The sequence below is a fragment of the Pseudomonas gebzensis genome, assembly GCF_034427815.1.
In the GTDB taxonomy this organism is placed as follows: Bacteria; Pseudomonadota; Gammaproteobacteria; order Pseudomonadales; family Pseudomonadaceae; genus Aquipseudomonas.
On the sequence record NZ_JAXQNS010000006.1, the window covers coordinates 46,942 to 68,572 of the forward strand.

General features: G+C 64.8%; 20 protein-coding genes. 6 read left to right on the forward strand and 14 right to left on the reverse strand.

The window, feature by feature from the left end:
• Window positions 1-93: 93 nt before the first annotated feature.
• Genes SJI00_RS12885 through SJI00_RS12895 form a run of 3 tightly spaced genes read right to left on the reverse strand, consistent with a single transcriptional unit; the run spans window position 94 to window position 4,076 of the window.
• Window positions 94-1,014, reverse strand: coding sequence for a homocysteine S-methyltransferase family protein (locus tag SJI00_RS12885; RefSeq protein ID WP_322462101.1), 921 nt, complete (start codon window positions 1,012-1,014; stop codon window positions 94-96).
• Window positions 1,011-2,060, reverse strand: a complete 1,050-nt coding sequence (locus tag SJI00_RS12890; protein ID WP_416221031.1) for an ABC transporter substrate-binding protein — start codon at window positions 2,058-2,060, stop codon at window positions 1,011-1,013. Before SJI00_RS12890 ends, SJI00_RS12885 begins: the two co-directional genes overlap by 4 nt.
• Window positions 2,061-2,075: 15 nt before the next feature.
• Window positions 2,076-4,076 carry an ATP-binding cassette domain-containing protein gene (locus tag SJI00_RS12895; protein WP_322462103.1) on the reverse strand — a complete coding sequence of 667 codons (2,001 nt, stop codon included), beginning with the start codon at window positions 4,074-4,076 and terminating at the stop codon, window positions 2,076-2,078.
• 595 nt (window positions 4,077-4,671) lie between these two features.
• Here SJI00_RS12895 and SJI00_RS12900 point away from each other — a divergent pair.
• Together SJI00_RS12900 and SJI00_RS12905 are read left to right on the forward strand one after the other, a co-directional pair.
• On the forward strand, window positions 4,672-5,124 hold the full coding sequence (locus tag SJI00_RS12900) for a thiol-disulfide oxidoreductase DCC family protein (protein WP_322462104.1): 453 nt from the start codon (window positions 4,672-4,674) through the stop codon (window positions 5,122-5,124).
• Window positions 5,121-5,543, forward strand: a complete 423-nt coding sequence (locus SJI00_RS12905) for a DoxX-like family protein (protein WP_322462105.1) — start codon at window positions 5,121-5,123, stop codon at window positions 5,541-5,543. Before SJI00_RS12900 ends, SJI00_RS12905 begins: the two co-directional genes overlap by 4 nt.
• Here the strand turns inward: SJI00_RS12905 and SJI00_RS12910 are convergent.
• The 3 genes from SJI00_RS12910 to SJI00_RS12920 all read right to left on the reverse strand — a co-directional run bounded on the left by SJI00_RS12910 (window position 5,494) and on the right by SJI00_RS12920 (window position 7,990).
• Window positions 5,494-5,991 carry a DUF2269 family protein gene (locus SJI00_RS12910; protein WP_322462106.1) on the reverse strand — a complete coding sequence of 166 codons (498 nt, stop codon included), beginning with the start codon at window positions 5,989-5,991 and terminating at the stop codon, window positions 5,494-5,496. The two genes, SJI00_RS12905 and SJI00_RS12910, sit on opposite strands and share 50 nt — an antisense overlap.
• Window positions 5,992-5,994: 3 nt before the next feature.
• Entirely contained in the window at window positions 5,995-7,122 is a 1,128-nt protein-coding gene (locus SJI00_RS12915) for a saccharopine dehydrogenase NADP-binding domain-containing protein (protein WP_322462107.1), read from the reverse strand.
• A 100-nt stretch (window positions 7,123-7,222) separates the two neighbouring features.
• Complete coding sequence (locus SJI00_RS12920; protein WP_322462108.1) at window positions 7,223-7,990, reverse strand: class I SAM-dependent DNA methyltransferase; 768 nt, start codon at window positions 7,988-7,990, stop codon at window positions 7,223-7,225.
• Between the two features lie 301 nt (window positions 7,991-8,291).
• Between SJI00_RS12920 and SJI00_RS12925 the strand changes: the two genes are divergently transcribed.
• The 3 genes from SJI00_RS12925 to SJI00_RS12935 all read left to right on the forward strand — a co-directional run bounded on the left by SJI00_RS12925 (window position 8,292) and on the right by SJI00_RS12935 (window position 10,706).
• Window positions 8,292-8,783, forward strand: coding sequence for a DUF1543 domain-containing protein (locus tag SJI00_RS12925; protein ID WP_322462109.1), 492 nt, complete (start codon window positions 8,292-8,294; stop codon window positions 8,781-8,783).
• Window positions 8,784-9,037: 254 nt separating this feature from the next.
• Window positions 9,038-9,895 (forward strand): SDR family oxidoreductase, encoded by an 858-nt coding sequence (locus SJI00_RS12930; RefSeq protein ID WP_322462110.1) that lies wholly within the window; start codon window positions 9,038-9,040, stop codon window positions 9,893-9,895.
• A gap of 307 nt (window positions 9,896-10,202) precedes the next feature.
• Window positions 10,203-10,706, forward strand: coding sequence for a CinA family protein (locus tag SJI00_RS12935; RefSeq protein WP_322462111.1), 504 nt, complete (start codon window positions 10,203-10,205; stop codon window positions 10,704-10,706).
• Between the two features lie 72 nt (window positions 10,707-10,778).
• Here SJI00_RS12935 and SJI00_RS12940 read toward each other — a convergent pair whose 3' ends face one another.
• Window positions 10,779-11,228: an HhH-GDP family DNA glycosylase gene (locus SJI00_RS12940; RefSeq protein WP_322462112.1), complete on the reverse strand. Its 450-nt coding sequence runs from the start codon at window positions 11,226-11,228 to the stop codon at window positions 10,779-10,781.
• 273 nt (window positions 11,229-11,501) lie between these two features.
• Here SJI00_RS12940 and SJI00_RS12945 point away from each other — a divergent pair, with 273 nt between their 5' ends.
• Complete coding sequence (locus SJI00_RS12945) at window positions 11,502-12,011, forward strand: GNAT family N-acetyltransferase (RefSeq protein WP_416221032.1); 510 nt, start codon at window positions 11,502-11,504, stop codon at window positions 12,009-12,011.
• Between the two features lie 162 nt (window positions 12,012-12,173).
• Here SJI00_RS12945 and ilvA read toward each other — a convergent pair whose 3' ends face one another.
• From ilvA to cobW, 7 genes are all read right to left on the reverse strand, one after another.
• Window positions 12,174-13,736: a threonine ammonia-lyase, biosynthetic gene (ilvA, locus tag SJI00_RS12950; protein ID WP_322462113.1), complete on the reverse strand. Its 1,563-nt coding sequence runs from the start codon at window positions 13,734-13,736 to the stop codon at window positions 12,174-12,176.
• Window positions 13,737-13,917: 181 nt separating this feature from the next.
• Window positions 13,918-14,349, reverse strand: coding sequence for a PACE efflux transporter (locus tag SJI00_RS12955; RefSeq protein WP_322462114.1), 432 nt, complete (start codon window positions 14,347-14,349; stop codon window positions 13,918-13,920).
• A 583-nt stretch (window positions 14,350-14,932) separates the two neighbouring features.
• A complete protein-coding gene (locus SJI00_RS12960; protein WP_416221033.1) occupies window positions 14,933-15,538 on the reverse strand; it encodes a vWA domain-containing protein in 606 nt (201 codons plus the stop codon).
• A gap of 62 nt (window positions 15,539-15,600) precedes the next feature.
• A complete protein-coding gene (locus tag SJI00_RS12965; protein ID WP_322462115.1) occupies window positions 15,601-16,602 on the reverse strand; it encodes a magnesium chelatase ATPase subunit I in 1,002 nt (333 codons plus the stop codon).
• Between the two features lies 1 nt (window position 16,603).
• The gene (locus tag SJI00_RS12970; protein ID WP_322462116.1) at window positions 16,604-16,771 is read right to left on the reverse strand and encodes a hypothetical protein; all 168 of its coding nucleotides are present in this window, start codon (window positions 16,769-16,771) and stop codon (window positions 16,604-16,606) included.
• Window position 16,772: 1 nt separating this feature from the next.
• Entirely contained in the window at window positions 16,773-20,534 is a 3,762-nt protein-coding gene (gene cobN / locus SJI00_RS12975; RefSeq protein WP_322462117.1) for a cobaltochelatase subunit CobN, read from the reverse strand.
• Window positions 20,535-20,537: 3 nt separating this feature from the next.
• A complete protein-coding gene (cobW, locus tag SJI00_RS12980) occupies window positions 20,538-21,608 on the reverse strand; it encodes a cobalamin biosynthesis protein CobW (RefSeq protein ID WP_322462118.1) in 1,071 nt (356 codons plus the stop codon).
• Between the last annotated feature and the right edge of the window lie 23 nt (window positions 21,609-21,631).

Sequence of the window (21,631 nt, forward strand, 5' to 3'; positions counted from 1 at the left end):
CCACTGGCAAAGGTCTGAATGCGGCGTTGGTGGCTCAGGAACAGCCGGCACCGAAGGTGCCTTGCTCGATCTCTCCAGTGCGGGGAGCCTTCGTCATTGACCGCGCCTCTGCTGTGGCGGCAACAAGTGCAGATGCAACTGGGCGATATGTTCAGGGCCGATGCCACAGCAGCCACCCACCACACTGGCGCCTGCCTCGACCCATGATTGTGCCCAGTGCAGATAGGCCTGCGGGCCAAGGTCCTGGCGGATCTCCAGCAGTGTGCTGTTCGCGGTGGCCTGCGCGCCAACTGGCGCAAAGGCATTGGCGTACACGCCCAGTTCCACGGTGTGCCCAAGGCGCTGGATAACAGCGCCCGCAGCCCTCAGCGCCGCTGCCATCACTTCGGGCTGGCTGCAGTTGAACAGCACCACCTGTGCCCCCAACTCGACGGCCGCCTGTACTGCATCGGCAACCGGCTCGAGCGAACGCAGGCGCGGCGCCCCGTCGAGGTCATCGAGCAACGTGAACGACAGCCACAACGGCTTGGGCTGGGCATCCAGCGCCTCGACAACAGCGCGTACTTCTGCAATGGAACTGATGGTTTCCGCCAACCAGACGTCGACCTCGGCCTGCAACCCGGCGATCAGCTCGCGGTGAATCGCCACCGAGCGCTGATGGGCGAACAGGTCCGGCCGGTACGAGCCCAGGGCCGGAGCCAGGGAACCCGCCACGGTAACCGGCTCAAGGCTCTCGGCCGCCGCCTGCCGAGCGAGCTGCCCCGCGCGCTCGGCCAGCGCGCGCCCTTGCTGCGCGAAGCGTTCATCGCCGATGTGAAAAGGCACGACCGCGTAGCTGTTGGTGGTGATGATTCGCGCGCCAGCCGCGATGAATGCCTGGTGCGCCTTGAGCACGAACTGCGGCGCCTCGATCAGCGCGAGCGCTGACCATTCAGGCTGCCGAAAGGGTGCACCGATGCGCTGCAACTCGCGCCCCATACCGCCGTCGAGCAACCGCAACGAGTGAGGGGTCATGGGTTTGCACTCACTTCAGGCGCCGAGGGGGCCAGCCATTGGTCGATGAGGGCGCCGTTCGCGCGCACCCAGGCCTTGGCCACAACGTCCGCCGGCTGTTTTTCCTGTTCGATCTTGAAGATCAGTTCATTGAGCTGCGCCGGGTCGATGGCGACGTTACGCAGAAACTCGGCAATCTTCGGTGCGCGCTTGTGCAAAGCGGCCGACGCCATCACATAGACCTTGGCATCCGGGAAGGCGCAGGTGACCCGGCTCTTGCTCAGCCAGTCCGGGTCGACGGTAGGGCTGATGAACTTCCAGCAGCCGTCGGCCTTGTACAGAGGGTCGCCTCGCTTGTTGTCCTGGGCGTAACCGTCGAATGCCGGCTCTTCCAGGCGGCGCAGGTCATAGGCCGAAAAGATCCAGTCCGGCGTATAGCCATAGAACACCACCCCGCGCTGGGCCTTGTAGGCTGAAGCCAGTTTGGCGTAGGTCACCGACGCTTCTGTGGAGATCGACTCGAACTTGTCGGCAAAACCATAATCCTTGGCCTTGATCTGGCCAATGTAGGTCGACTCCCAACCTGCCGGCCCGACCAACAGCTCAGCCTTGCCCCCGCCCAAGGGCTCGAAGAGCTTGGCCACCTCCGGTTTTTTCAGGTCATAGATGGATTTGACGCCGTACTGGTCCTGCAGATAACCGGGAATGTAGAACCCTTGCTCGCCTGTGTAGGGATGCAGGGTCGGCACCAACGAACGGGTACCGCCCGTCACATACCGGGCCCAGGCAGCCGATTGATTGGGCAGCCAGATGTCAGTCAGCACATCCACCGACCCATCGCCCTTCGCTGCGGCGCTCAACAGCACCGCGACATCGCCTGCCAGATAAGACACATCACCGTCCAGGCGGCTGCTGATCACCTCGCCGAGGATGTACTGAATGGCCACAGCCCCTGTCCAGTTCTGCTCGCCGATGACGATCTTTTCCTTGGCCAAGACGGTGCCGGGGCCGATTACGCAGGCCAGCAACACGGCAGCGCCCACGTTGCGCAATAGGTGTTTCTTCACGAGTAGCCTCACTGTTCAGTTGTGCAGGTGATCTTGCCTACGCAAGCTCGATTGAATGATTCGATCAGGGATCAAGGCGCACAGGACGATCGCCACCCCGGCCAGCACGCCGTCGCCGCCCTTGATGTTGCGCAACGCGGTCATGACGTCATAACCCAGACCGCCCGCCCCAATCAGGGCGGCCACCACGACCATGGACAGGCTCATGACGATGGTCTGGTTGACCCCCAGCAACAGCGACCGGCGAGCCAGGGGCAGTTGCACTTTGATCAGCGTTTGCCAAGGACTGGCGCCATGCGCCACTGCCGCTTCGACGGCATCCTTGGGCACCTCCTGGATACCCAGCGATGTCAGGCGAATCATCGGCGCCAGGGCAAAGATCACGGTGGCGATCACCGCCGGGGTCTTGCCGACAGAGAAGAACGCGACAGCGGGTATCAGGTACACAAACGTCGGCAGCGTCTGCATGACATCCAGCAAGGGTGTCATCAGCCGGCGGACGATCGGTCGCTTGGCCAGCACAATGCCGGTTGGCACGCCAATGATCAGGGCGATCAGCACCGAAGAACCGACCAGGGCCAGCGTCGCAATGGTGCGTTCCCAGAAACCGAACAAGCCGATGTAGAGCAGCGCCGCACTGCTGGTCAGGGCCAGCGCCAAGCCTGCTGAGCGCCATGACAGGAACACCAGTGCCAAGGCCGACACCGGCCAGGGCAACCAGCCCAACAGGTTTTCGATCCCTTCAATGACGGTGCGCACTGCAACGATCACGCCCACGAAGGCACGCTCGAACGTCAACTGCGACCAGCCGATGAAGTGGTCGATGCTCTGTGCCGCCAGCAGCAAGGCTTGGCGATTGCTCGGAAACTGCAATAGAACGTGGGTGGTGTCAGGCGTAACCACCCGCCACAGCACCAATGCCTGGCTGACCAGCAGTACCAGCAACGGCAAGTGCCACGCCGATGCACTGCCTCGCACTGGGTGGCGACTCAGCGAGAGCGCAGTAAAGCGGCTGGCCGCCAACACCCCGACGGCCGCCATGAGCGTCAGCCATTGCTGACTGGCAATGCCTTGGCCGAGCATCGCCAGCGCAGCAAGCTCGGCTGCGAAGGTCAGCCAGAAGAGCCCACCTTTTCCGCGCGCTGCCAGCGCCGCAGGCCCTAGCAACAGCGCTTGCAAACCGTTCAAGCCGGCGTCGGCAACCTGCTTGCGCGGGCTTGCGTCGGGTGCGTCGAGGTCTGTGCGCTCGACACTGCGCAGCGCTGAAGGGGTTGGGCTGCAATCGCGGAAAAAGTCCGCCACTTCGGCGTCAGCTGGATCTTCCAACAGTTGTTCGGGCGTGCCCAGTTGCACCAGGCGGCCACCGCGCAGCACCGCAATGCGGTCAGCCAGGCGTAGCGCTTCAGCAGGATCGTGGGTGACCAGCAAAGTGCTGATGCCACGCTCACGCACCACCGCCAGGAAATGGCGTTGCAGGTCCCGCCGGATCGTCGGGTCCAGCGCACTGAAGGGCTCATCCATCAGTAGAATGTCCGGCTCGGTCACCAATGCCCGCGCCAGGCCAACGCGCTGTTGCATACCGCCTGACAATTGATGCGGGTAATGCTCACCCCACGTTTCCAAGCCCACAGCCCGTAACTGCGAAGCTGCCGCCGCCTGTCGAACTGGCTCAGACTCGCCGCGCAGCTCAAGCGGCAAGGCGACATTGTCCAGCACGCTACGGTGGGGCAGCAGGCCGAAATGCTGGAACACCATCCCGATGCGCTGCGATCGCAGTTCGCGCAGGGCTTTGCGGCTCAAGCTGCTGATGGCCTGCCCTTCGATCAGGACCTCACCACTGGAAGGCTCGATCAGACGATTGATGTGCCGCAGCAACGTGGACTTGCCGCTTCCAGAGGTTCCCATCAGACACAGAACTTCGCCACGGCGCACTTTCAAGTTGACATGGCTGACAGCAGGCAATGCGGGCGCGCCCTTGCGCAGATAGGCTTTGGTCACGTCTCGCAGTTCGAGCACCACCTCGCCTTCACACACGTCGTCACTGACAACGTGTGCAGGCCGATGAGCAGGATTGATCCGGGCAGTTGCCAAAGGGGTTTGAAGAAGCGTCACAGGAACTCCGGGCATGCGTACTCTGGTGGCGGGCACGCGACTCGCCGCAGATCAGGAAATTGACCAAGCCCCAGGCGGTGACTTCAACACAGACAGCCTGGGGCGAAAAAGCACTGCGCGTAGGGCGCAACGCTTGCCGAGGTCTAAAGCTAAACGATCTTAAAAAGACCTAATAAATACCTTTTTGGAATTAGGTTAGGCTTGGCCATGGGCCTACCCGGCGGTCCACCCACAGCCGTCTCGTGTTGTGGGCAATTCATGCCCGAGTGACGCTCGCGGGTTCGCCGACCTGCGCGGTTGCGCTTCACGTCCAGGTTCAGCGCGTGCGGCGGCTCCCGGGCGCTGGCCGAGTCGAAGAGGAGCCACCCGCCCGCCAAGGGCGTGCGCTGCGCAACGCCTGCTTGCGTGCGAGGCCGTCAAGGCAGCCCACCTCAGTTGCCCTTCGGGCTCCTGACCTAGGTATGATCCAGCCTCACCTGGCCGCATTGGATCCACGCCCATGTCCACATCACAGACCCGCCCTGCTCCTGCGCCCTTGCTGCACCCCGGTGAGACCGTGGTGCTGTTCGATGGCCAGTGCAAGCTGTGCAACGGCTGGGTACGCTTTCTGATTCGCCATGATCCTGCGCGACGGGTGCGGCTGGCAGCGGTGCAGTCGCCTGAAGGGCAGGCGTTGCTGGCCTGGGCGGGGTTGCCACTGGAGCAGTTCGACACGCTGGCGGTGATCCGCGACCACCGCTATTGGCTGCGCTCGGAGGCGGTGTTCGAGATCATCGGTCAACTGCCGGCCGCCTGGCGCCCTCTGCGGCTGTTGCGGGGCGTCCCACGGGTGCTGCGCGATTGGGCTTACGACTGCATCGCGCGCAACCGCTATCGGCTCTTCGGCAAATACGACAGTTGCCTGCTGCCGACTGCGGACCATGAGCAACGTTTTCTGAAGGCGCCACGGTGAACGCCTTGGTGCGCATCAACTGGATCGCTCGCGGCGGCCTGGCGTTCATGTTTGCCTACCATGGCCTGGTGCCGAAGTTGCTGTGGCTGAGCGCAGGCGAGCAGCTGATGTTCCAGGCGCATGGGATCGAGCAGGTCCGCCTGTTCGCGATCCTGGCAGGGCTCGGGGAGATAGCCCTGGCGTTATGGATACTGCTAACCCCGCGCAATCCCTGGCCGATCGCGGTAGCGGCGGCAGCGCTGGTGGGTCTGCTCGTGGATGTGGCGGTGGTCAGCCCGGGGCTGCTCAAGGAGGCGTTCAATCCGGTGTCGCTGAACGTGGCGGGGTTGGCATTGTGTGCAGTGGCCTGGAGCGCCGGGCGCGCCAGCCTCAAGCGCCTGCCAGCAAGCCGATCAGCTGCCAGGGCGTCATCTTCGTGACCATGATCCAGACGATCACGAACATCCCCAGGAAACCGAGAACCCCCATCCAGAACCACTGGCGGTACACGTTGCGGTAGCCTTCCTCAAGCGCCGCGCCAGTCTGCGCTGCCCTCGACGCCATCTGCTGCAGGCGCTTCTGCAACACCAGCACCGGCAGCCAGAGCGACCCTACGCACAGGAAGATCGCCAGCGAGCTCAGCACCCAATGCGTGGTCAGGCCAAGCCCGGTGAGGTGGACCAGCAGCAGACCGGTGACGATCTGGATGACGCCCGCCGGCGTGGTGATCCAGGTGTCGAACTGCACCACCATGCGCGCGACCTGGGCGATTACCTGAGGGTTGGCCGTACGGCTCGCGGCGATCAGGTAAAGGTACGAGCCCATGCCGAAGCCGAAGAGGAATATTGCCGCGATGACGTGCAGGTATTTCAAGCCCAGGTAGAGCATGGCTCAGCGCTGCCCGTCAGTGAAATGCACGGCCAGGCTCAGGTTCGCACAGTCGTCGATGGCCGCCATGTATTCCTCGACGGTAATGATCCCTACGCAAGGCCGCGCGCCGGGTTCAGGCACGTAGCCCTGAGCCATTTTTGTCGCCAGGGCGACGGCCGCACAGCTGGGAATTTCCGGGCCCTTGTCGTTCAGGGCCGTCAGTTGCAGGGCCAGGGTCAGAGGCTGCCCGCCTGTGCCGAGGCCGTGTACGTCGATGTACATTGCACTTTTGCCATCGCCAAAGCGTTCGAACCAGGTGCCCAGGCGATGCAGCCGTCCGGCCCAGCGGACAGGGTCGCGCACCAGCCCCATCCGCAGCGCCTGAGCCAGCACGCCATTGGCAACGCCGCCGAGCTTCAGCCCGGCGCCCGCCTTGAAGCGCAGCGTATGGGCGCCGTAACGGCTGGCGAAGATGTCCATGTCGGGGACATCGACGTTAGCCAGCACCCGCGTGCCGAGTTGAGGCATCTTGCGCAGCGTCAGGTCTTGCCAGCCCAGCACCGAGTGCACCTGGCCGTTTTTGAGTTGTTTGATGGGCTTGCCCGCATAGGCGAGGACACCCTCCACGGTCGACAACCCCGGCATCTTCGCCGAAGAAGAAATGCCATGCTCGATCGTGTCGATGCGCATGAAACGATGGCGGTACTGATCGATGAGCGCCGACGACAAGGTCGGCACCGAGCTGCACCCGCTCAGAATGGACACGCCCGCCTGCCTGGCGCTGGCATCCAGCGTGCCCACCCCATTGACGAAGGTTCGGCAGTCAGACAGGTCGCAATAATTCACTGCCGCGTCGATGCACGCCTGAGCCACGGCATAGGATTGCCCTTGGAACGGGCCTGCGGTGTGGATCACCAGCTGGATGTTCATCGCCTGCAACACAGCCGTAAAGCCGGCCCCCATGGCATCGCCGCACCAGCTGTCGCACGCATGGCCCGACGACCTGTTCAGCTCATCCACCTTGCATTGCAACTTATGCCGGTCGCGGCCAGCGATCACCAGTGCAATGCCGGGCGCGCCTGCCAAGTGCCGGCAAACGATGCTGCCGAAGTTGCCGTAGCCACCGACCACCATCACTTTGAAAGCCATTTCGTCCATCCCTATAGCATTGGTCATGCGCCGAGCCCTGGGCAGGCTGACGGTTGAGGCGGCGGTAGATAGCCGATTGGGTGAGCCTGCTGAGCGATGATCAACCGTCACCTCGATCTGAAGCTTCGCGCTTCACACACACGAACACTGCATTCGCGCTCGTGCCAGCCCAGGGGGTGATGCGCTGGTAGTCGTGCTCGAAGACGTGTACGTCGAACAGCGGCTCCAACAGGTGCTGCAACTCGGCGAAACTGAAGGCAACCATAGGGTGTTCGTCGTGCCAGACTTCGGTCACGCCAGCGGTGGTCTTCTGCACACTCAAGCGCAATGACTGCTGCTCGCCCTTGCCCGGGTAGTACCAGCCGGAGCCAAAGATGAAATGGCTGCCTTCGTGCTCCACGCCATGGCGTACGGATAAGCCGTTGTCAATCTGGCCCTTGTCCACTGCGTTGAAGCAAAGCACACCGTTTTCGCCAAGCGCGGCGTGCACGCTGGCCAGGCACGCGCGCAATTGCGCCAACCCGGCGTTGTAGTGGATGGAGTAGAGAAAGCAGGTGATCAGGTCTTGCGGCGGGTCTACCTCGAAGCCGGCCATGTCCTGACGACTGAACTGCGCCTCGGGGCAGCGCGATCGGGCGATCTGCAGCATCGCCTGGCTGATGTCCAGGCCGCTGCTGTGGTAGCCACTATCGAGGAAATGCCGTACATGCGGCCCGGTCCCACAGGCCAGGTCCAGGTGCCGGCGCCCGCCGTTTCCAAACAGCTGATGCAGGCGACGCACGCCGTGGCTTTGCGCGGTGTAGTCGATATCGGCGCACATCAGGTCGTAGTAGATGGACAGGTCGGCGTACAGCGCATTTGAGGACATAGGCAGCCAGAGCGTTCAGCGGAAGAGTTCACCGGCGCATGGTAACTCAGTCCTGCACGGACTGAGCGATGGTGGCCTACCCCTGTTCGGCAGCTGGGCGATCACTTCGCTTTCGAACTGTTGACCCTACGACTTCCGCGGCCCGTAGGCGGCGACAGGCCTCATGCTGCCATGAAGGGCCGACCTCGGGCCCGCGGCCGCTGGTGACCCACTTCACCGCCTGCTTAAGCGCTGCCCCACCTTTGCGCCATTCAACCAATCCCACACAATGGGCGTTCCTTCGATCTTTGCGGATGTCCCCATGCTTTACGTTTTCCTGCTCGGCGGCCGCCATCCTCGCGCCAGCATTGAAGTGCACGATGTGCTGTTCGCCCAGGCCGACACCTTGGCGCAGACCTACACGCAGTTGCGTGAGAACTGGTTCGGCAGCCCCAAAGGCCTGCACGTCGACGCCTGGATGGAGGTGCACGGTGTGGAGGGCTACCGCATCGAGTTCAGCCAGGCCAGCCCTGCGCCAGGTGCGATGCGCTTGTTCTTCCTCAACCTGGGCGGCTACGAGCCCGGCGTGTTCGGCGAAGCGCATCGCTACCTGCTGGTGCCGGCACCCGACAAAGCCGCCGCCAAGCGGCTGGGTCGACAGCGCATGGCGGCCGGTTGGCTGAAGGCGCATACCGACGCGGTGCTGGATGTGGATGACTGTCTGCCTATCGATCTGGTCGGCGGGCGCTATGTGCATCTGGTCGAAGGCGAACACCGCGGGGTCATTCAGCGCAGCGACTACGTGCTGATCTGATCACTGCGCGAAGCCTTTCGAGATCCTGCCCGTGCTGCCGGCTGTGGAAATCGGCGCATCGTTGGCACTGCGGCGCCGAGCCACGCAGCCCTGGGTGTTCATCGTGCCCGCGTGCGGTAGCGGTTTCAGCACGTGGCCGGGGTGCGTGAATGCTCAAGCGTGCCGTCCGTCGCCGAAATTCACATCCACTCCAATACTCCTGGCCCATGCCCTTCAAACACTCATGAGCATTTTCTTCTACAGGAGCTTGAGCCATGCGTGAGTACCCAAAACCACCCTTCCCGTCCCAGCCACAGTCGGTGCCAGGCTCGCAGCGCAAGATGGAGCCCTACCCCGATTGCGGCGAGCAGTCTTACGTCGGCCACGGTCGGCTCGATGGCAAGATCGCGCTGATCACCGGCGGGGACAGCGGCATCGGCCGTGCAGTGGCCATTGCCTACGCCCGCGAGGGCGCCGACGTGGCCATCGCTTACCTCGACGAGCATGAAGATGCACAGGAAACCGCACGCTGGGTCGAAGCGGCCGGCCGTCAGTGCCTGTTGTTGCCGGGCGACCTGGCGCAGAAGCAGCACTGCTATGACCTGGTCGACAAAACCGTCGCGCAGTTCGGGCGCATCGACATTCTGGTGAACAACGCCGCGTTCCAGATGGCCCATGAGAACTTTACCGACATCTCGGACGACGAGTGGGTAATGACCTTCAACGTCAACATCACCGCGATCTTCCGTATCTGCCAGCGGGCGCTGCCGTCGATGCCCAAAGGGGGCTCGATCATCAACACCAGCTCGGTGAACGCGGACGATCCGTCGGCCAAGCTGTTGCCATATGCCACCACCAAAGGCGCCATCGCCAACTTCACCGCAGGGCTGGCGCAGCAACTGGCCGACAAGGGCATTCGCGTGAACAGCGTGGCCCCTGGCCCGATCTGGACGCCGCTGATTCCGGCGACCATGCCCGATGAAGCGGTAAAGAATTTCGGCGCGGCGTACCCCATGGGCCGCCCGGGGCAACCGGTGGAAGTGGCGCCGATCTACGTGCTGCTGGGCTCGGATGAAGCCAGCTACATTTCCGGCTCGCTGTACGCGGTGACCGGTGGCAAGCCGATTCTCTGATTGTCCGACGCATGCCTCGCGCTGACGGTCCGATGCACACCTGAGAAAAACGCCGCGATCCCCCACAGGGAACGCGGCGTTTCAGTTGGCGCACTGATCAGACCGGATCGGCGAAACGGCCATGATGCCGCTGGCCTACACCGCACCACGCGCAGCGGGTCCTTCATCACAAGGGGTGCCAGTGCGCTCAACACGGCTCGGCGCCTGCACGGTCTGGCGGAGCGCTGCAGTTGTTGGCCATCACTCCGGGTGAACCCTTTCGACGCCAGCACGTCCACCGCAACACTGCCACCGAGTCGATCCGCCCATGCCCCGCGACCCTACGCTAGCCGTCCTCGAGTACCTCAAGGCCCATCACCTGCTGCTGACCACTGCCGAGTCGTGTACGGCTGGGCGGATCGTGTCGAGGCTGGCCGAGCATGAGGGGGCTGGCGAAGTGCTTGAAAGCGGCTACGTGGTGTATTCGCCCGAGGCCAAGCAGCGGCTGCTGGGCGTCGATCCTGCCACCATCGAACGTTTCGGCCTGACCAGCGAAGCAGTGGCCTGGGAGATGGCCCGCGGCGCCCTGCGCGACAGCCAGGCCAACGTGGCCATCGCCACCACCGGCGTTGCCGGGCCGGCCCCAGCCCCTGGCGTGCTGCCCGGAACCGTGTGCTTCGCCTGGGCCTTTGCCGGCGAGACGGATGCGGTATTCACCGCCACCCATCGCTTCTTCGGCGCACGCGCACAGGTCATCCAGGACAGCGCGTTGCACGGGCTGACCCGGTTGATGCATTACCACGAACGCTGGCTGCGCGGTGAGCGGTCCTGAGCGCGACAGACCTGCGACGCCGAGCGGACCGTGAGCGAGACCCGTGCGTGATGGGACGCAGCGCTGCAGGGATCAGGCAGGCGCGTCTTCAGCGAACACGAACACCCTGGCCGCCTCACGCATGAAAATCTCTACGGTCTTCGGACCGATGCCCTCGAAGGTCAACAGCCAGCGCTCGAACGCAGCGCGCGTCAGCTCGCCGGCCCGAAGCGCCTCCAACTGCTTCGGCATCTGCGCCTGGAATGCCGTCGCCAGCGCGCGCAGGCGCCGCGCTGTCGACTCGTCGTAACGGGCATACCCCGCCTGCCCCAGTCGCCGCACCAGCACCGTATGCGCACAAGCGGCGAGCTTGTTCGGCGTGTCCAGGCCCTGTTGCTCGACCAACTGGCGGTAAGCCTCGACTGCCGCCGCCGCACGAATGCGCTTACCCATGAGGAAGGCCGCCACCAGCCAGTGAAACAGGCCAGGGTCGCTGGGGTGGGTGAGGTGGATGGCGAGCTCGTGTGCGGTCATCGGTGGCATGGGTGTGTCCTGAACCAGGCGTGAGTGGGCGTCTGTAACGTGAGATCGCGGCCCGACGCGGATGTGCGGTGCACTGCGCGCGCCGGTGCGCCGCAATGGAGGGCCCACCTCGCCTCAGCCCCCTATCGCAGGGTGGCTTGGCGAACCTGGCCCCTGCCTGTCCATCTGCCCACACGCACAGTCCGCCCCCTGCTGAACGCCGGAGCGCTGGCATTTCGCCACGCACTTCGCTTAGGGTGATCCGTGTACCTCACCGACACAAGGACGATTCACATGCCGGCCGCCACACCCGATATCCACATCGTGCCCATGAGCGCCGCGCACATCGACGGGATCACCGCGCTGTATCACCACCCAGCCGTGTGCCGCCAGGTGCTGCAAATGCCGTTTCAGTCCACCGAGGTCTGGCGCAAGCGGCTGGACATGAGCACGGAGCGACGCGTGCCGCTGGTGGCGCTGCACCAGGGTGAGGTGATCGGCAATATCAGCCTTGAACAGTCGGCGCGGATTCGGCAGAGCCATGTCGGCGGGCTGGGCATGGGGGTGGCGCCGGCCTGGCACGGCAAGGGGGTAGGCTCGCTGCTGATGCAGACGGTGCTGTCGATTGCCGATGACTGGATGAACCTGCGCCGGGTGGAACTGACGGTGTTTGCCGACAACGAGCCGGCGCTGGCGCTGTACCGCAAGTTCGGCTTTGAAATCGAAGGCCGGCTGCGTGACTACGCGGTGCGCGACGGGGCTTATGTCGATGCGCTGACGATGGCAAGGCTGCGTCAGCGCTGAGGCTCGATCACCCCCGAGGGTAACGCGACGGCGGCGGTGCGCGACCGGCGCCGTCGCGCATCTGCAAGATTTCAGGATGTACCTGAAAAGCCGTGCGACTCGGTCAAGGTGTTTCCCCCTGGCCTGACCTGTTCTCCAGCCTGTTCATGAAGCCGCCCTCGCTCACCCAAGAAACAGCTGATACGCAGAATTTTCCGTCTCATCCCAATACCGATAGCCCATGCCGTCCAGCGCCTGTTGCAGCTGCGCGGACTCTGCGTCCGTCACGTGCAGCGCTGCCAGCACCCGCGCCTGGGCGGCGCCATGGTTGCGGTAGTGGAACAGGCTGATGTTCCAGCGCTGGCCAAGCCGTTGCAGAAAGCCCAGCAAGGCGCCGGGCCGTTCGGGAAATTCAAAGCGCAGTACGCGTTCCTGTGCTGGCTGTGCGGCATGGCCGCCGACGGTGTGGCGTATGTGCAGCTTGGCCAGTTCGTTGTCGGTCAGGTCGACGGCTTCGAAGCCTTGTGCCGTCAAGCTGGCGAGCAGATCTGGCCGTGGGTCATCGACCGGGTGGGTCTGTACGCCGACAAACAACCGTGCCGGCTGGCCGGGGTGGCAGCGGTAGTTGAATTCGGTGATCTGGCGTTTGCCCAGCGCCTGGCAGAACGCGCGAAAGCTGCCCGGTCGCTCGGCGATGGTGACGCCGATCAAGGCTTCGCGCTGCTCGCCCAGCTCAGCGCGTTCGGCCACATGGCGCAGGCGGTCGAAGTTGACGTTGGCGCCTGAATCGATGGCCACCAGGGTCTGGCCGCTGGCCCGCTCGCGAGCGACATAGCGCTTGATGCCGGCCACCGCCAGTGCACCGGAGGGCTCGGTGATGGCGCGGGTGTCGTCGTAGATGTCCTTGATCGCAGCGCACAGTTCGTCACTGCTGACGGTGATCACCTCGTCGACGTAGTGCCGGCACAGGTCAAAGCACTGGGCGCCGACCTGCGCCACCGCAACGCCTTCGGCAAAGGTGCCTACCTGCGGCAGGATCACCGGTTTGCCAGCGGCCATGGCTGCTTGCAGGCAATTGGCATCGTGCGGCTCGACACCGATCACTTTGATCTCCGGGCGCACGTATTTGACGTACGCGGCAATGCCGGCGATCAGCCCGCCGCCGCCGACGGGGACGAAGATCGCATCCAGCCGACCGGGGTGCTGGCGCAGAATTTCCATGGCCACGGTGCCCTGCCCGGCCATCACGTCGAGGTCATCGAAGGGGGGGATGAACGTGGCGCCGTCACGCTCGGCCAGGTCCAGGGCATGGGCAATGGCGTGGGCCAGGCTGTCGCCGTGCATCACCACCTCGCCGCCGCGCGAGCGCACGCCGTCGACCTTCAACGCGGGGGTGGCGGTGGGCATGACGATGGTCGCGCGCACGCCCAGGTGCGCGGCGGCCAGGGCCACGCCCTGCGCGTGATTGCCGGCCGACGCGGTCACTACGCCGCAAGCACGCTGGTGGGATGTCAGGCGCGAGAGACGCGTGTAGGCCCCGCGGATCTTGAAGGAGAACGTGGGCTGGAGGTCTTCGCGTTTGAGCAGCACCTGGTTGCGCAGACGCTGAGACAACGCCGGGGCCGCTTGCAGCGGCGTCTCGATGGCAAGGTCGTAGACCGGCGCAGCAAGGATGCGCCGGACGTGCTCGGACAGGCACGGGCGCAGTGGGGGCAATGACGGCGGGTTGACGGTCAAGCTGTTCATCGAAAGCTCCTGGCGGTGTGGGGTGCCGAGGAGCCAGGGTGTGAAAACCCGCCTCCAGGGCGGGTTTGCTGCACGTGAGCGCTAGTCCGCCAATCTGATGATGGCGGTAATAATCTGGCTGACGTGCGAAACGAGGAAGGCGTTCATGGACAGGAAACTTAGCCTGGGCAACGCTGAACCGTCAACACTGACGTTGCTGCGCTGACAGCGGCACGTCGAAGACCTTGTCGAAGGCCCACTGGAAGGCGAACGCGTAGACGAAGAAAAACGCGAACAGCGCCAGGTTGGTCAGCAACGCCTGCCACAGGGTAATGTCGAGCCAGAACGCCACCAGCGGCAGGAGCAATACCACCAGCCCGCCTTCGAACCCCAAGGCATGCAGAAAACGACGCCAGAGCGTGCGCCGCCGTTGCGCGCGGCGCGCTTCCCAACGCTCGAAAGCCCAGTTGAAGGCCATGTTCCAGCTCAGCGCGATGCCCGACATCAACACTGACAGCACTGTGGAATGCGCCATGCCCGCATCGAACATGAGCGCCAGCGCAGGGGCGACGCAGGCCACGGCGATGGTCTCGTAAAGAATGGCCTGGACGATCTTGCGGGTCTTGCCTTGCATGGGCTCTCCTGACAAAACGGGTTGGGGCACCAAGATGCCGAGATTTTACCTGAACAACAAAAGCTAAATTATTGATTAATATGGGTTTTAAAGAATAAACCGCAGTCGCGTAGGACGGCGAACCCGGCCTGATTGAAGCGACGCCTACCGACCCATAAAGCGCGATTGCAGCCATTGGGGCTGCTTCGCAGCCCGTCGCGAGCAAGCTCGCTCCTACTCGGACCGCGGTATGCCGGGCGAGGTCATTCCAGCAGAAACATGCGATCGAGGAAAAGCGAGCTTGCTCGCGATGGACGGCGAAGCCGGCCTGACTGAGGTGGATTATCCACTTGCATGTTGGGATATTAAATTCTTACATGAAAAACAAGCGATAACTTATTGATTATTAATACCAATTTAGATCGATTTCATTCGTAAATCACAGCAAAGCCGGCCTGGTTCGCGTGATGCCTACCGACCGATAAGGCGCGATTACAGCCACTGAGGCTGCTTTTCAGCCCTTCGCGACGCAAGTCGCTTCTACAGACCCCGCACTCTCGTTCCGCCGCCTTCACGACTGAAGTCGCTTTCGCGATGCACAGGGTCATTCAAGCCGTCGCAGCTCATCGAGGTGCCAGTACTCGGCCTGCAGTTGCGTCGCCAACGCCTGGGCTCTGCCCAACCGGACCGGTGCCCGTTCGATATCCACCAGCACGCTGGCGCACGGCAGTGGGGCCAACGGTTCCCAACGTTGTAAACGACCATCGGTGAAGACCAGGCAGCGCTGGACTTCATCCGGGTGCTGGCGGGCACGTGACAGCAGCCATTGGCGAGCTTGTTCGAGCGCCGCCAGCAGCGGTGTACCGCCCCCTGCGCCTAATGCTTGCAGCCACGGCTGCAGGGCGGCCGAGGCCTTCAGGCCGTGGCGCTGCCAGCGTGGTTCGCGACCGCTGGCGGTCAGCAAGGTGAGGCGCGCGCGTTGTCGATAGGCCTGGTCGAACACCTGCGCCAGCAGCCCCTTGCACTCGGCCAGCGCGCCATGCCGGCGGGTGGAGGCCGAGGCGTCGACGATCACCAGCCACACCTGCGGGCCTTGTGCCTGACGCTGCTGCCAGCACAGGTCGCGCCGCGCGCACGGACGGCCGTTGAGCAAGGTCGGCAGCCATGCCACGCGACCCTCACTGGCCGCATGCACGCGCCCGCGGGGCATGCCAGCCTGTCGGCCAGGCCGGGCTCGGGCATCCGCTGCGGTGGCTGCGCGCGCACGGATGCTCAGGGCTTTTTTGCCCAGTTCGGTACCTCGCGCCGGGCACCGCTGGTGATCGCTTGCGGCGGCAAGGCGCCCCAGTCACTGCGCCCGCCTTGCGCGTCTGCGGCCTGGCCGCCGGTCGGTGGCGGCGCGCTGGGTGCCTGCTCGGGGGCTGCCTGCCGACGGCGATGACGCAAGGCAAAATCGGCCACCGCTTCAATGTCCTCCTCGCTGATGCGCTCAGCGCCGCGCCACGCGGCATGCGCACGTGCTGCCCGGAGCCAGACCAGGTCAGCTCGCAAACCATCGACGCCTGCGGCAAAGCACTGCGCGGTGATACTGGCCAGCGACCCGTCGTCCAGCTCGATCTGCACCAACGCCGCGCGTGCCGCCTGGCAGCGCTCACGCAGCTGTGTCTGGGCGTGCTGCCATGACACGCTGAAGCCCTGCGGATCGGCATCGAAGGCCAGTCGCCGGCGAATGATCTGCTGCCGCGCCTCAGGCGCAGGCAGGCCGTCGAGCAGTACGTTGAGCCCGAAGCGGTCAAGCAGTTGCGGGCGCAACTCGCCTTCTTCCGGATTCATGGTGCCGATCAGCACGAAGCGCGCTGAATGACGGTGCGAAATGCCGTCACGCTCGACCCGGTTGACGCCGCTGGCAGCCACGTCCAGCAACAGGTCGACCAAGCCGTCCGGCAGCAGGTTGACTTCATCGACATAGAGCACGCCGCCATCGGCCTGAGCCAGCACGCCCGGTGAAAACTGCGCCTTGCCCTGCCCCAGTGCCGCGTCCAGATCGAGGGTGCCAACCACACGCTCCTCGCTCGCGCCCAGGGGCAAGGTCACGAACGGCGCGTCATCGAGCAATGCCGCAAGGCCACGCGCCAGGGTACTCTTGGCCATGCCGCGCGGGCCTTCGATCAGCACGCCGCCGATCTGTGGGTCGATGGCAGTCAAGCAGAGCGCCAGTTTCAGATCGTCAGCGCCGACGACGGCGGCCAAGGGGAACTGCACGGGTTCGGTCATTTCAGACAGGGTTCTCAGCGTCATTGTTCTCAGCGTCGAGCAAATGGGATTCGAGGCCCTCGCACTGCGTGCCCGGCGCGCCCCGTAGACCGCGTCGGGGCGCCGCTGGCAGCGGCTCGGTGATAGCACGCAGGGCTTTGGGGTTGAGCACGCTTTCAGGTTCATTCATCTCAGGCATCTTCCTCACCGTCGAGCAAATGAGCCTCCAAGGCTTCACGGTACTCGCCCGGCGCTTGCCAAAGGCCTCGCTGCTGGGCTTCGAGCAGGCGCTCGGTGATGTCGCGCAGGGCTTCTGGGTTGTGCTCGCGCATGAAGTCACGGGTTGCAGGATCAAGCACGTAGGCATCGGTTAGCGATTGGTAGTGATGATCGTCGATCAGGTGCGTGGTGGCATCGAAGGCAAACAGGTTATCCACCGTCGCAGCCATCTCGAACGCACCTTTGTAGCCGTGGCGTTTTACGCCATCGATCCATTTGGGGTTGAGCGCGCGGGCACGAATGACGCGGTTGAGCTCTTCTTTAAGGGTGCGGATGCGCGGCCGGTCGACCTGGCTGTGATCGCCGTGGTAACTGGCCACCGTAGCAGCCTTGAGGGTTTCGGCCGCCGCAAGCATGCCGCCCTGGAACTGGTAGTAGTCGTTGGAATCGAGCAGGTCGTGCTCGTGGTTGTCCTGGTTTTGCAGCACGGCCTGCACCTGGCCCAGGCGCTGGGCGAACTGGGCGCGGGCAGGCGTGCCCTCATCAGCGCCGCCGTAGGCGTAGCTGCCGTGGTTGAGGTACACCTCGGCGAGGTCTTCGCGGTTCTGCCAGAGACGGCCATCGATCGCGTTCTGCACCCCCGCCCCATAAGCGCCCGGCTTGGCGCCGAACACCCGCCAACCGGCCTGGCGTGCGGCCTGCTCGGCGTCCATGCCTTGCGCTAGCAAAGCGCTGCGCTCGGCGCGTACGCGGGCAGCCAGCGGGTTGAGGTCGTCGGGCTCATCCAGCGCGGCCACCGCTTGCACGGCAGCGTCGAACAGGCGGATGAGGTTGCCAAAGGCATCGCGGAAAAAGCCCGAGACGCGCAGGGTCACGTCGACCCGTGGGCGGTCGAGCACGCTGACCGGCAGGATCTCGAAGTCGTCGACGCGCTGCGAACCACTGGCCCATACCGGGCGCACGCCCATCAGCGCCATGGCCTGGGCGATGTCGTCGCCGCCGGTGCGCATGGTGGCCGTGCCCCACACCGAGAGGCCGAGCTGGCGCAGGTGATCGCCGTGGTCCTGCAGGTGGCGTTCAAGGATCAGGCTGGCCGAGGCGAAACCCAGGCGCCAGGCCGTGATAGTGGGCAGGTTGCGCACATCGACGGTGTAGAAATTGCGCCCGGTCGGCAGTACGTCGAGGCGACCGCGGCTGGGTGCGCCGCTGGGCCCGGCGGGCACGAAACGCCCCGCCAGTGCCGCCAGCAAGCCCTGCAGCTCGGCATCGCCGCAGCGGTCGAGCGACGGGGCGACGTGGTCGCGCAGACCGTCGAGCACCGCCCGCACAGGCGCCCATTCGAGCGTATCGGGCAGCGGCGACTGGCCGGCCAGGGTCGTCTCGATCAAGGCCAGCGCTTGCAGTTCCAGCCGCTCACGGGTGTCGCCGTGGGTGCGCCAGAGACTGTCGTCGACCGCTTGCAGCAAGGCCGGTCGCGGGCCTGCCCACGCTTCACCGAGATCGCAATCCAGAGGGTCGAAGCCCAGCGCCTGCGCTTTGGCCAACGCGCGCAACAGACTGGCATTGGCGCCCTGCCCGTCACCGCGCGCCACCCGCAGCAAGGCCAGCAAGGTGTCGCGGCGCAGACGGCCTTCTGGCGACTGACCAAACACGTGCAGGCCATCACGAATCTGCGATTCCTTCAGGTCGCACAGGTACGTGTCGAGCCGTGGCAACCACAGCGCAGCATCGTCCAGCTGGCCTTCGAGCTGCAGCTCGCGATCGATGTGGTTGGCTTTGACCAGCTCCAGAATCTCGCGTTGCAGCTCTCGGGCCCGGCGTGGGTCGAGCAGTTGTGCGTCATAGTATTCGTCAGCCAGGCGTTCCAGGTGGCGCAGCGGGCCGTAGGTTTCAGCGCGGGTCAGCGGCGGCATCAGGTGGTCGATGATCACCGCCTGGGTACGGCGCTTGGCCTGGGCGCCCTCGCCCGGGTCGTTGACGATGAACGGGTAGATGTTGGGCATCGGCCCGAGCAGCGCGTCGGGCCAGCACTCGGCCGACAGTCCCACGCCCTTGCCCGGCAGCCATTCGAGGTTGCCGTGCTTGCCGACATGAATCAGCGCATCGCTGCCAAAGTCGTGGCGCAGCCAGAAGTAGAACGCCAGGTAGCCATGGGGCGGCACCAGATCCGGGTCGTGATAGACCGCGCTGGGGTCGACCTGGTAGCCACGGGCCGGCTGAATGCCCACGAAGGTCAGGCCAAAGCGCAGCCCGGCGACCATCATCCGCCCGCTGCGGAACATCGGGTCTTGCTCGGGCGGGCCCCAGCGCTCGAGGACGGCCTGGCGATTGGCCGCCGGCAACAGGGCGAAGGCGCGCTGGTAGTCATCCAGGCTCAGGCTTTGCGCGCAGGGTCGCTGGTCGAGAGCGTCAAGGTCGTTGGTGACGCCGCCCAGCAGTGCCTGGATCAGCAAGGTGCCGCTGTCTGGCAGCTCGCCCAGCGGATAGCCTTGCTCTTTCAACGCACGCAGGATGTTCAGTGCCGCGCCCGGCGTATCGAGGCCGACGCCATTGCCGATGCGCCCATCGCGGGTCGGGTAGTTGGCCAGCACCAGGGCAATACGCTTCTGCCCAGAGGGCAAACGTGCCAGGGCTACCCAGCGGCGGGCCAGCTCGGCAACAAAATCCATACGCTCGGGGTGCGCGCGGTAGCAGACCACGTCGGCCTGGCTGCGCTCGCTGCGCCAGGCCAGGTCTTTGAAGCTGATCGGCCGGGTGATCACACGCCCGTCCAGCTCGGGCAACACGATGTGCATCGCCAGGTCCCGCGCGCCAAGGCCTTGCTCGTTGGCTTCCCAGGCGGGCTGATTGTCTTGTGCGCAGATCGCCTGCAGTACCGGTACGTCGCGGCGCAGCGGGCGCAGGTTGGGCCGCTCGGGGCTCGACAGGGCGAAGCCGGTGGTGTTGATGATCACCTCGGCCTCGACCTCGTCCATCCAGGCCTGCACCTGTTCCAGACAGCCCGGCTCCTTGAGGCTGGCCACCGCCATTGGCAAGGGGTTGAGCCCGGCGGCCAGCAAGCGCTCGCAGAACACGTCGATAAAGCCGGTGTTGGCCGCTTGCAGGTGCGAGCGGTAGAACAGCAAGGGCGCGACCGGCTGATCGACCTGCCACTGCCCGTACCAGTCCTGCAGCGTGGCATTGGCCACCTGGGGGTGGTAGACACTGGTGCGCGGCAGCGGCTGCGGCTCGTCCCAGGCATAGTCGCGGCCCAGCCAGGTGCCGGCCAGACAGTGGAACAGGTTCAGCGCGTTGGCCTTGCCGCCCTGACGCAGGTAATGCCACAGCCGTTCGGCGCGCGCATCACGCACGCTGCCCAGGCTGGTCAGCTCGGGGTCCGGGCGGTCATCGCCCGGCACCAGAATCACCTGTACACCCCGCTGGGTCAGCGCCACCAACTGTTCGATACCATAACGCCAGTAGCCCACGCCGCCATGCAGCGACAGCAAGATGACCTTGGCGTGGCGCAACACCTCATCCACATACAGGTCCACCGATGCGTGGTTCTGCACCTGCATGGGGTTGGCCAGCCGCACGCTGGGGTAATCGGCCGGCAATTGCTCGGCAGCGTCGGCCAGCAGCGCCAGGTGCGAATCACCGCTGCACAGGATCACCAGCTCGGCCGGGGTCTGGCCGAGGTCGGCAATGCTGTCGTCTGGCACGAAGCCGCCGGGCTGGGTCCGCAGCAGGTGCATCGGTCAGGCGCCCAGGGCCTGGCGCAGACGCGTACCGAGCAGCTCGGCGTCGAGGTCCTGGCCGATCAGGACCAGGCGCGTGATGCGCGGCTCGTCGCTGCGCCATGGACGATCGAAATGCTTGTCGAAGCGGCTGCCGACGCCCTGGATCAGCAGGCGCATGGGCTTGCCCGGAATCGCCGCAAAGCCTTTGGCGCGCAGGATGCCGAACTCGGCGACCAGGGTGCTCAGGGCATCGAGCAGCAGGCGCTCATCGGCTTCGGGCAGATCGAGCGAGATCGAGTCAAAGGCGTCGTGGTCGTGGTCATCGTGCTCGCCGTCGTCATCGTGATGCGAGTCGTGGTGGGTACGGCGGCCATCGATGTGCACCTCGGACTCGGCACCCAGCCCCAGCAGCACGTCCAACGGCAAGCGGCCGCTGCTCGCTTCGATCACTTTGACCGCCGCCGGCAGCTCTTCCTGCACCTCGGCGCGCACGCGCGCCAGGCCGGCGGCGTCGATCAGGTCGGCTTTGTTCAGCACCACCAGGTCGGCGCTGGCCAGTTGGTCGGCGAACAGTTCGTGCAGGGGCGATTCGTGGTCGAGGTTGGGGTCGAGCTTGCGCTGTGCGTCGACCTGATCGGGGAAGGCGGCAAAGGTGCCCGCTGCTACCGCCGGGCTGTCGACCACGGTAATGACGGCATCGACGGTGCAGGCGTTGCGGATTTCCGGCCACTGGAAGGCCTGCACCAATGGCTTGGGCAGGGCCAGGCCGCTGGTTTCGATGAGGATGTGGTCGAGGTCGCCACGGCGCGCGACCAGCTCACGCATCACCGGGAAGAACTCTTCCTGCACGGTGCAGCACAGGCAGCCATTGGCCAGTTCGTACACCCGGCCCTGAGCTTCTTCTTCACTGCAGCCGATGCTGCATTGCTTGAGCAGATCGCCATCGATCCCCAGCTCGCCGAACTCGTTGACGATGACCGCGATGCGCCGGCCCTGGGCGTTGTCGAGCATGTGCCGCAGCAAGGTGGTTTTGCCCGAGCCGAGGAAGCCGGTGACGATGGTAACGGGGAGCTTGGCCAGTGTTTTCATGTCTCAGTGCCCTTGGCAGAAGG

What these genes read in the sequence shown, in the direction of transcription:
- SJI00_RS12885 (WP_322462101.1), bottom strand. Translation starts at nt 1,014, where the DNA reads ATGACCCCTCACTCGTTGCGGTTGCTCGACGGCGGTATGGGGCGCGAG.
- SJI00_RS12900 (WP_322462104.1), top strand. Translation starts at nt 4,672, where the DNA reads ATGTCCACATCACAGACCCGCCCTGCTCCTGCGCCCTTGCTGCACCCC.
- SJI00_RS12910 (WP_322462106.1), bottom strand. Translation starts at nt 5,991, where the DNA reads ATGCTCTACCTGGGCTTGAAATACCTGCACGTCATCGCGGCAATATTC.
- SJI00_RS12915 (WP_322462107.1), bottom strand. Translation starts at nt 7,122, where the DNA reads ATGGCTTTCAAAGTGATGGTGGTCGGTGGCTACGGCAACTTCGGCAGC.
- SJI00_RS12920 (WP_322462108.1), bottom strand. Translation starts at nt 7,990, where the DNA reads ATGTCCTCAAATGCGCTGTACGCCGACCTGTCCATCTACTACGACCTG.
- SJI00_RS12925 (WP_322462109.1), top strand. Translation starts at nt 8,292, where the DNA reads ATGCTTTACGTTTTCCTGCTCGGCGGCCGCCATCCTCGCGCCAGCATT.
- SJI00_RS12930 (WP_322462110.1), top strand. Translation starts at nt 9,038, where the DNA reads ATGCGTGAGTACCCAAAACCACCCTTCCCGTCCCAGCCACAGTCGGTG.
- SJI00_RS12935 (WP_322462111.1), top strand. Translation starts at nt 10,203, where the DNA reads ATGCCCCGCGACCCTACGCTAGCCGTCCTCGAGTACCTCAAGGCCCAT.
- SJI00_RS12940 (WP_322462112.1), bottom strand. Translation starts at nt 11,228, where the DNA reads ATGCCACCGATGACCGCACACGAGCTCGCCATCCACCTCACCCACCCC.
- SJI00_RS12945 (WP_416221032.1), top strand. Translation starts at nt 11,502, where the DNA reads ATGCCGGCCGCCACACCCGATATCCACATCGTGCCCATGAGCGCCGCG.
- ilvA (WP_322462113.1), bottom strand. Translation starts at nt 13,736, where the DNA reads ATGAACAGCTTGACCGTCAACCCGCCGTCATTGCCCCCACTGCGCCCG.
- SJI00_RS12955 (WP_322462114.1), bottom strand. Translation starts at nt 14,349, where the DNA reads ATGCAAGGCAAGACCCGCAAGATCGTCCAGGCCATTCTTTACGAGACC.
- SJI00_RS12960 (WP_416221033.1), bottom strand. Translation starts at nt 15,538, where the DNA reads ATGCCCCGCGGGCGCGTGCATGCGGCCAGTGAGGGTCGCGTGGCATGG.
- SJI00_RS12965 (WP_322462115.1), bottom strand. Translation starts at nt 16,602, where the DNA reads ATGACCGAACCCGTGCAGTTCCCCTTGGCCGCCGTCGTCGGCGCTGAC.
- SJI00_RS12970 (WP_322462116.1), bottom strand. Translation starts at nt 16,771, where the DNA reads ATGAATGAACCTGAAAGCGTGCTCAACCCCAAAGCCCTGCGTGCTATC.
- cobN (WP_322462117.1), bottom strand. Translation starts at nt 20,534, where the DNA reads ATGCACCTGCTGCGGACCCAGCCCGGCGGCTTCGTGCCAGACGACAGC.
- cobW (WP_322462118.1), bottom strand. Translation starts at nt 21,608, where the DNA reads ATGAAAACACTGGCCAAGCTCCCCGTTACCATCGTCACCGGCTTCCTC.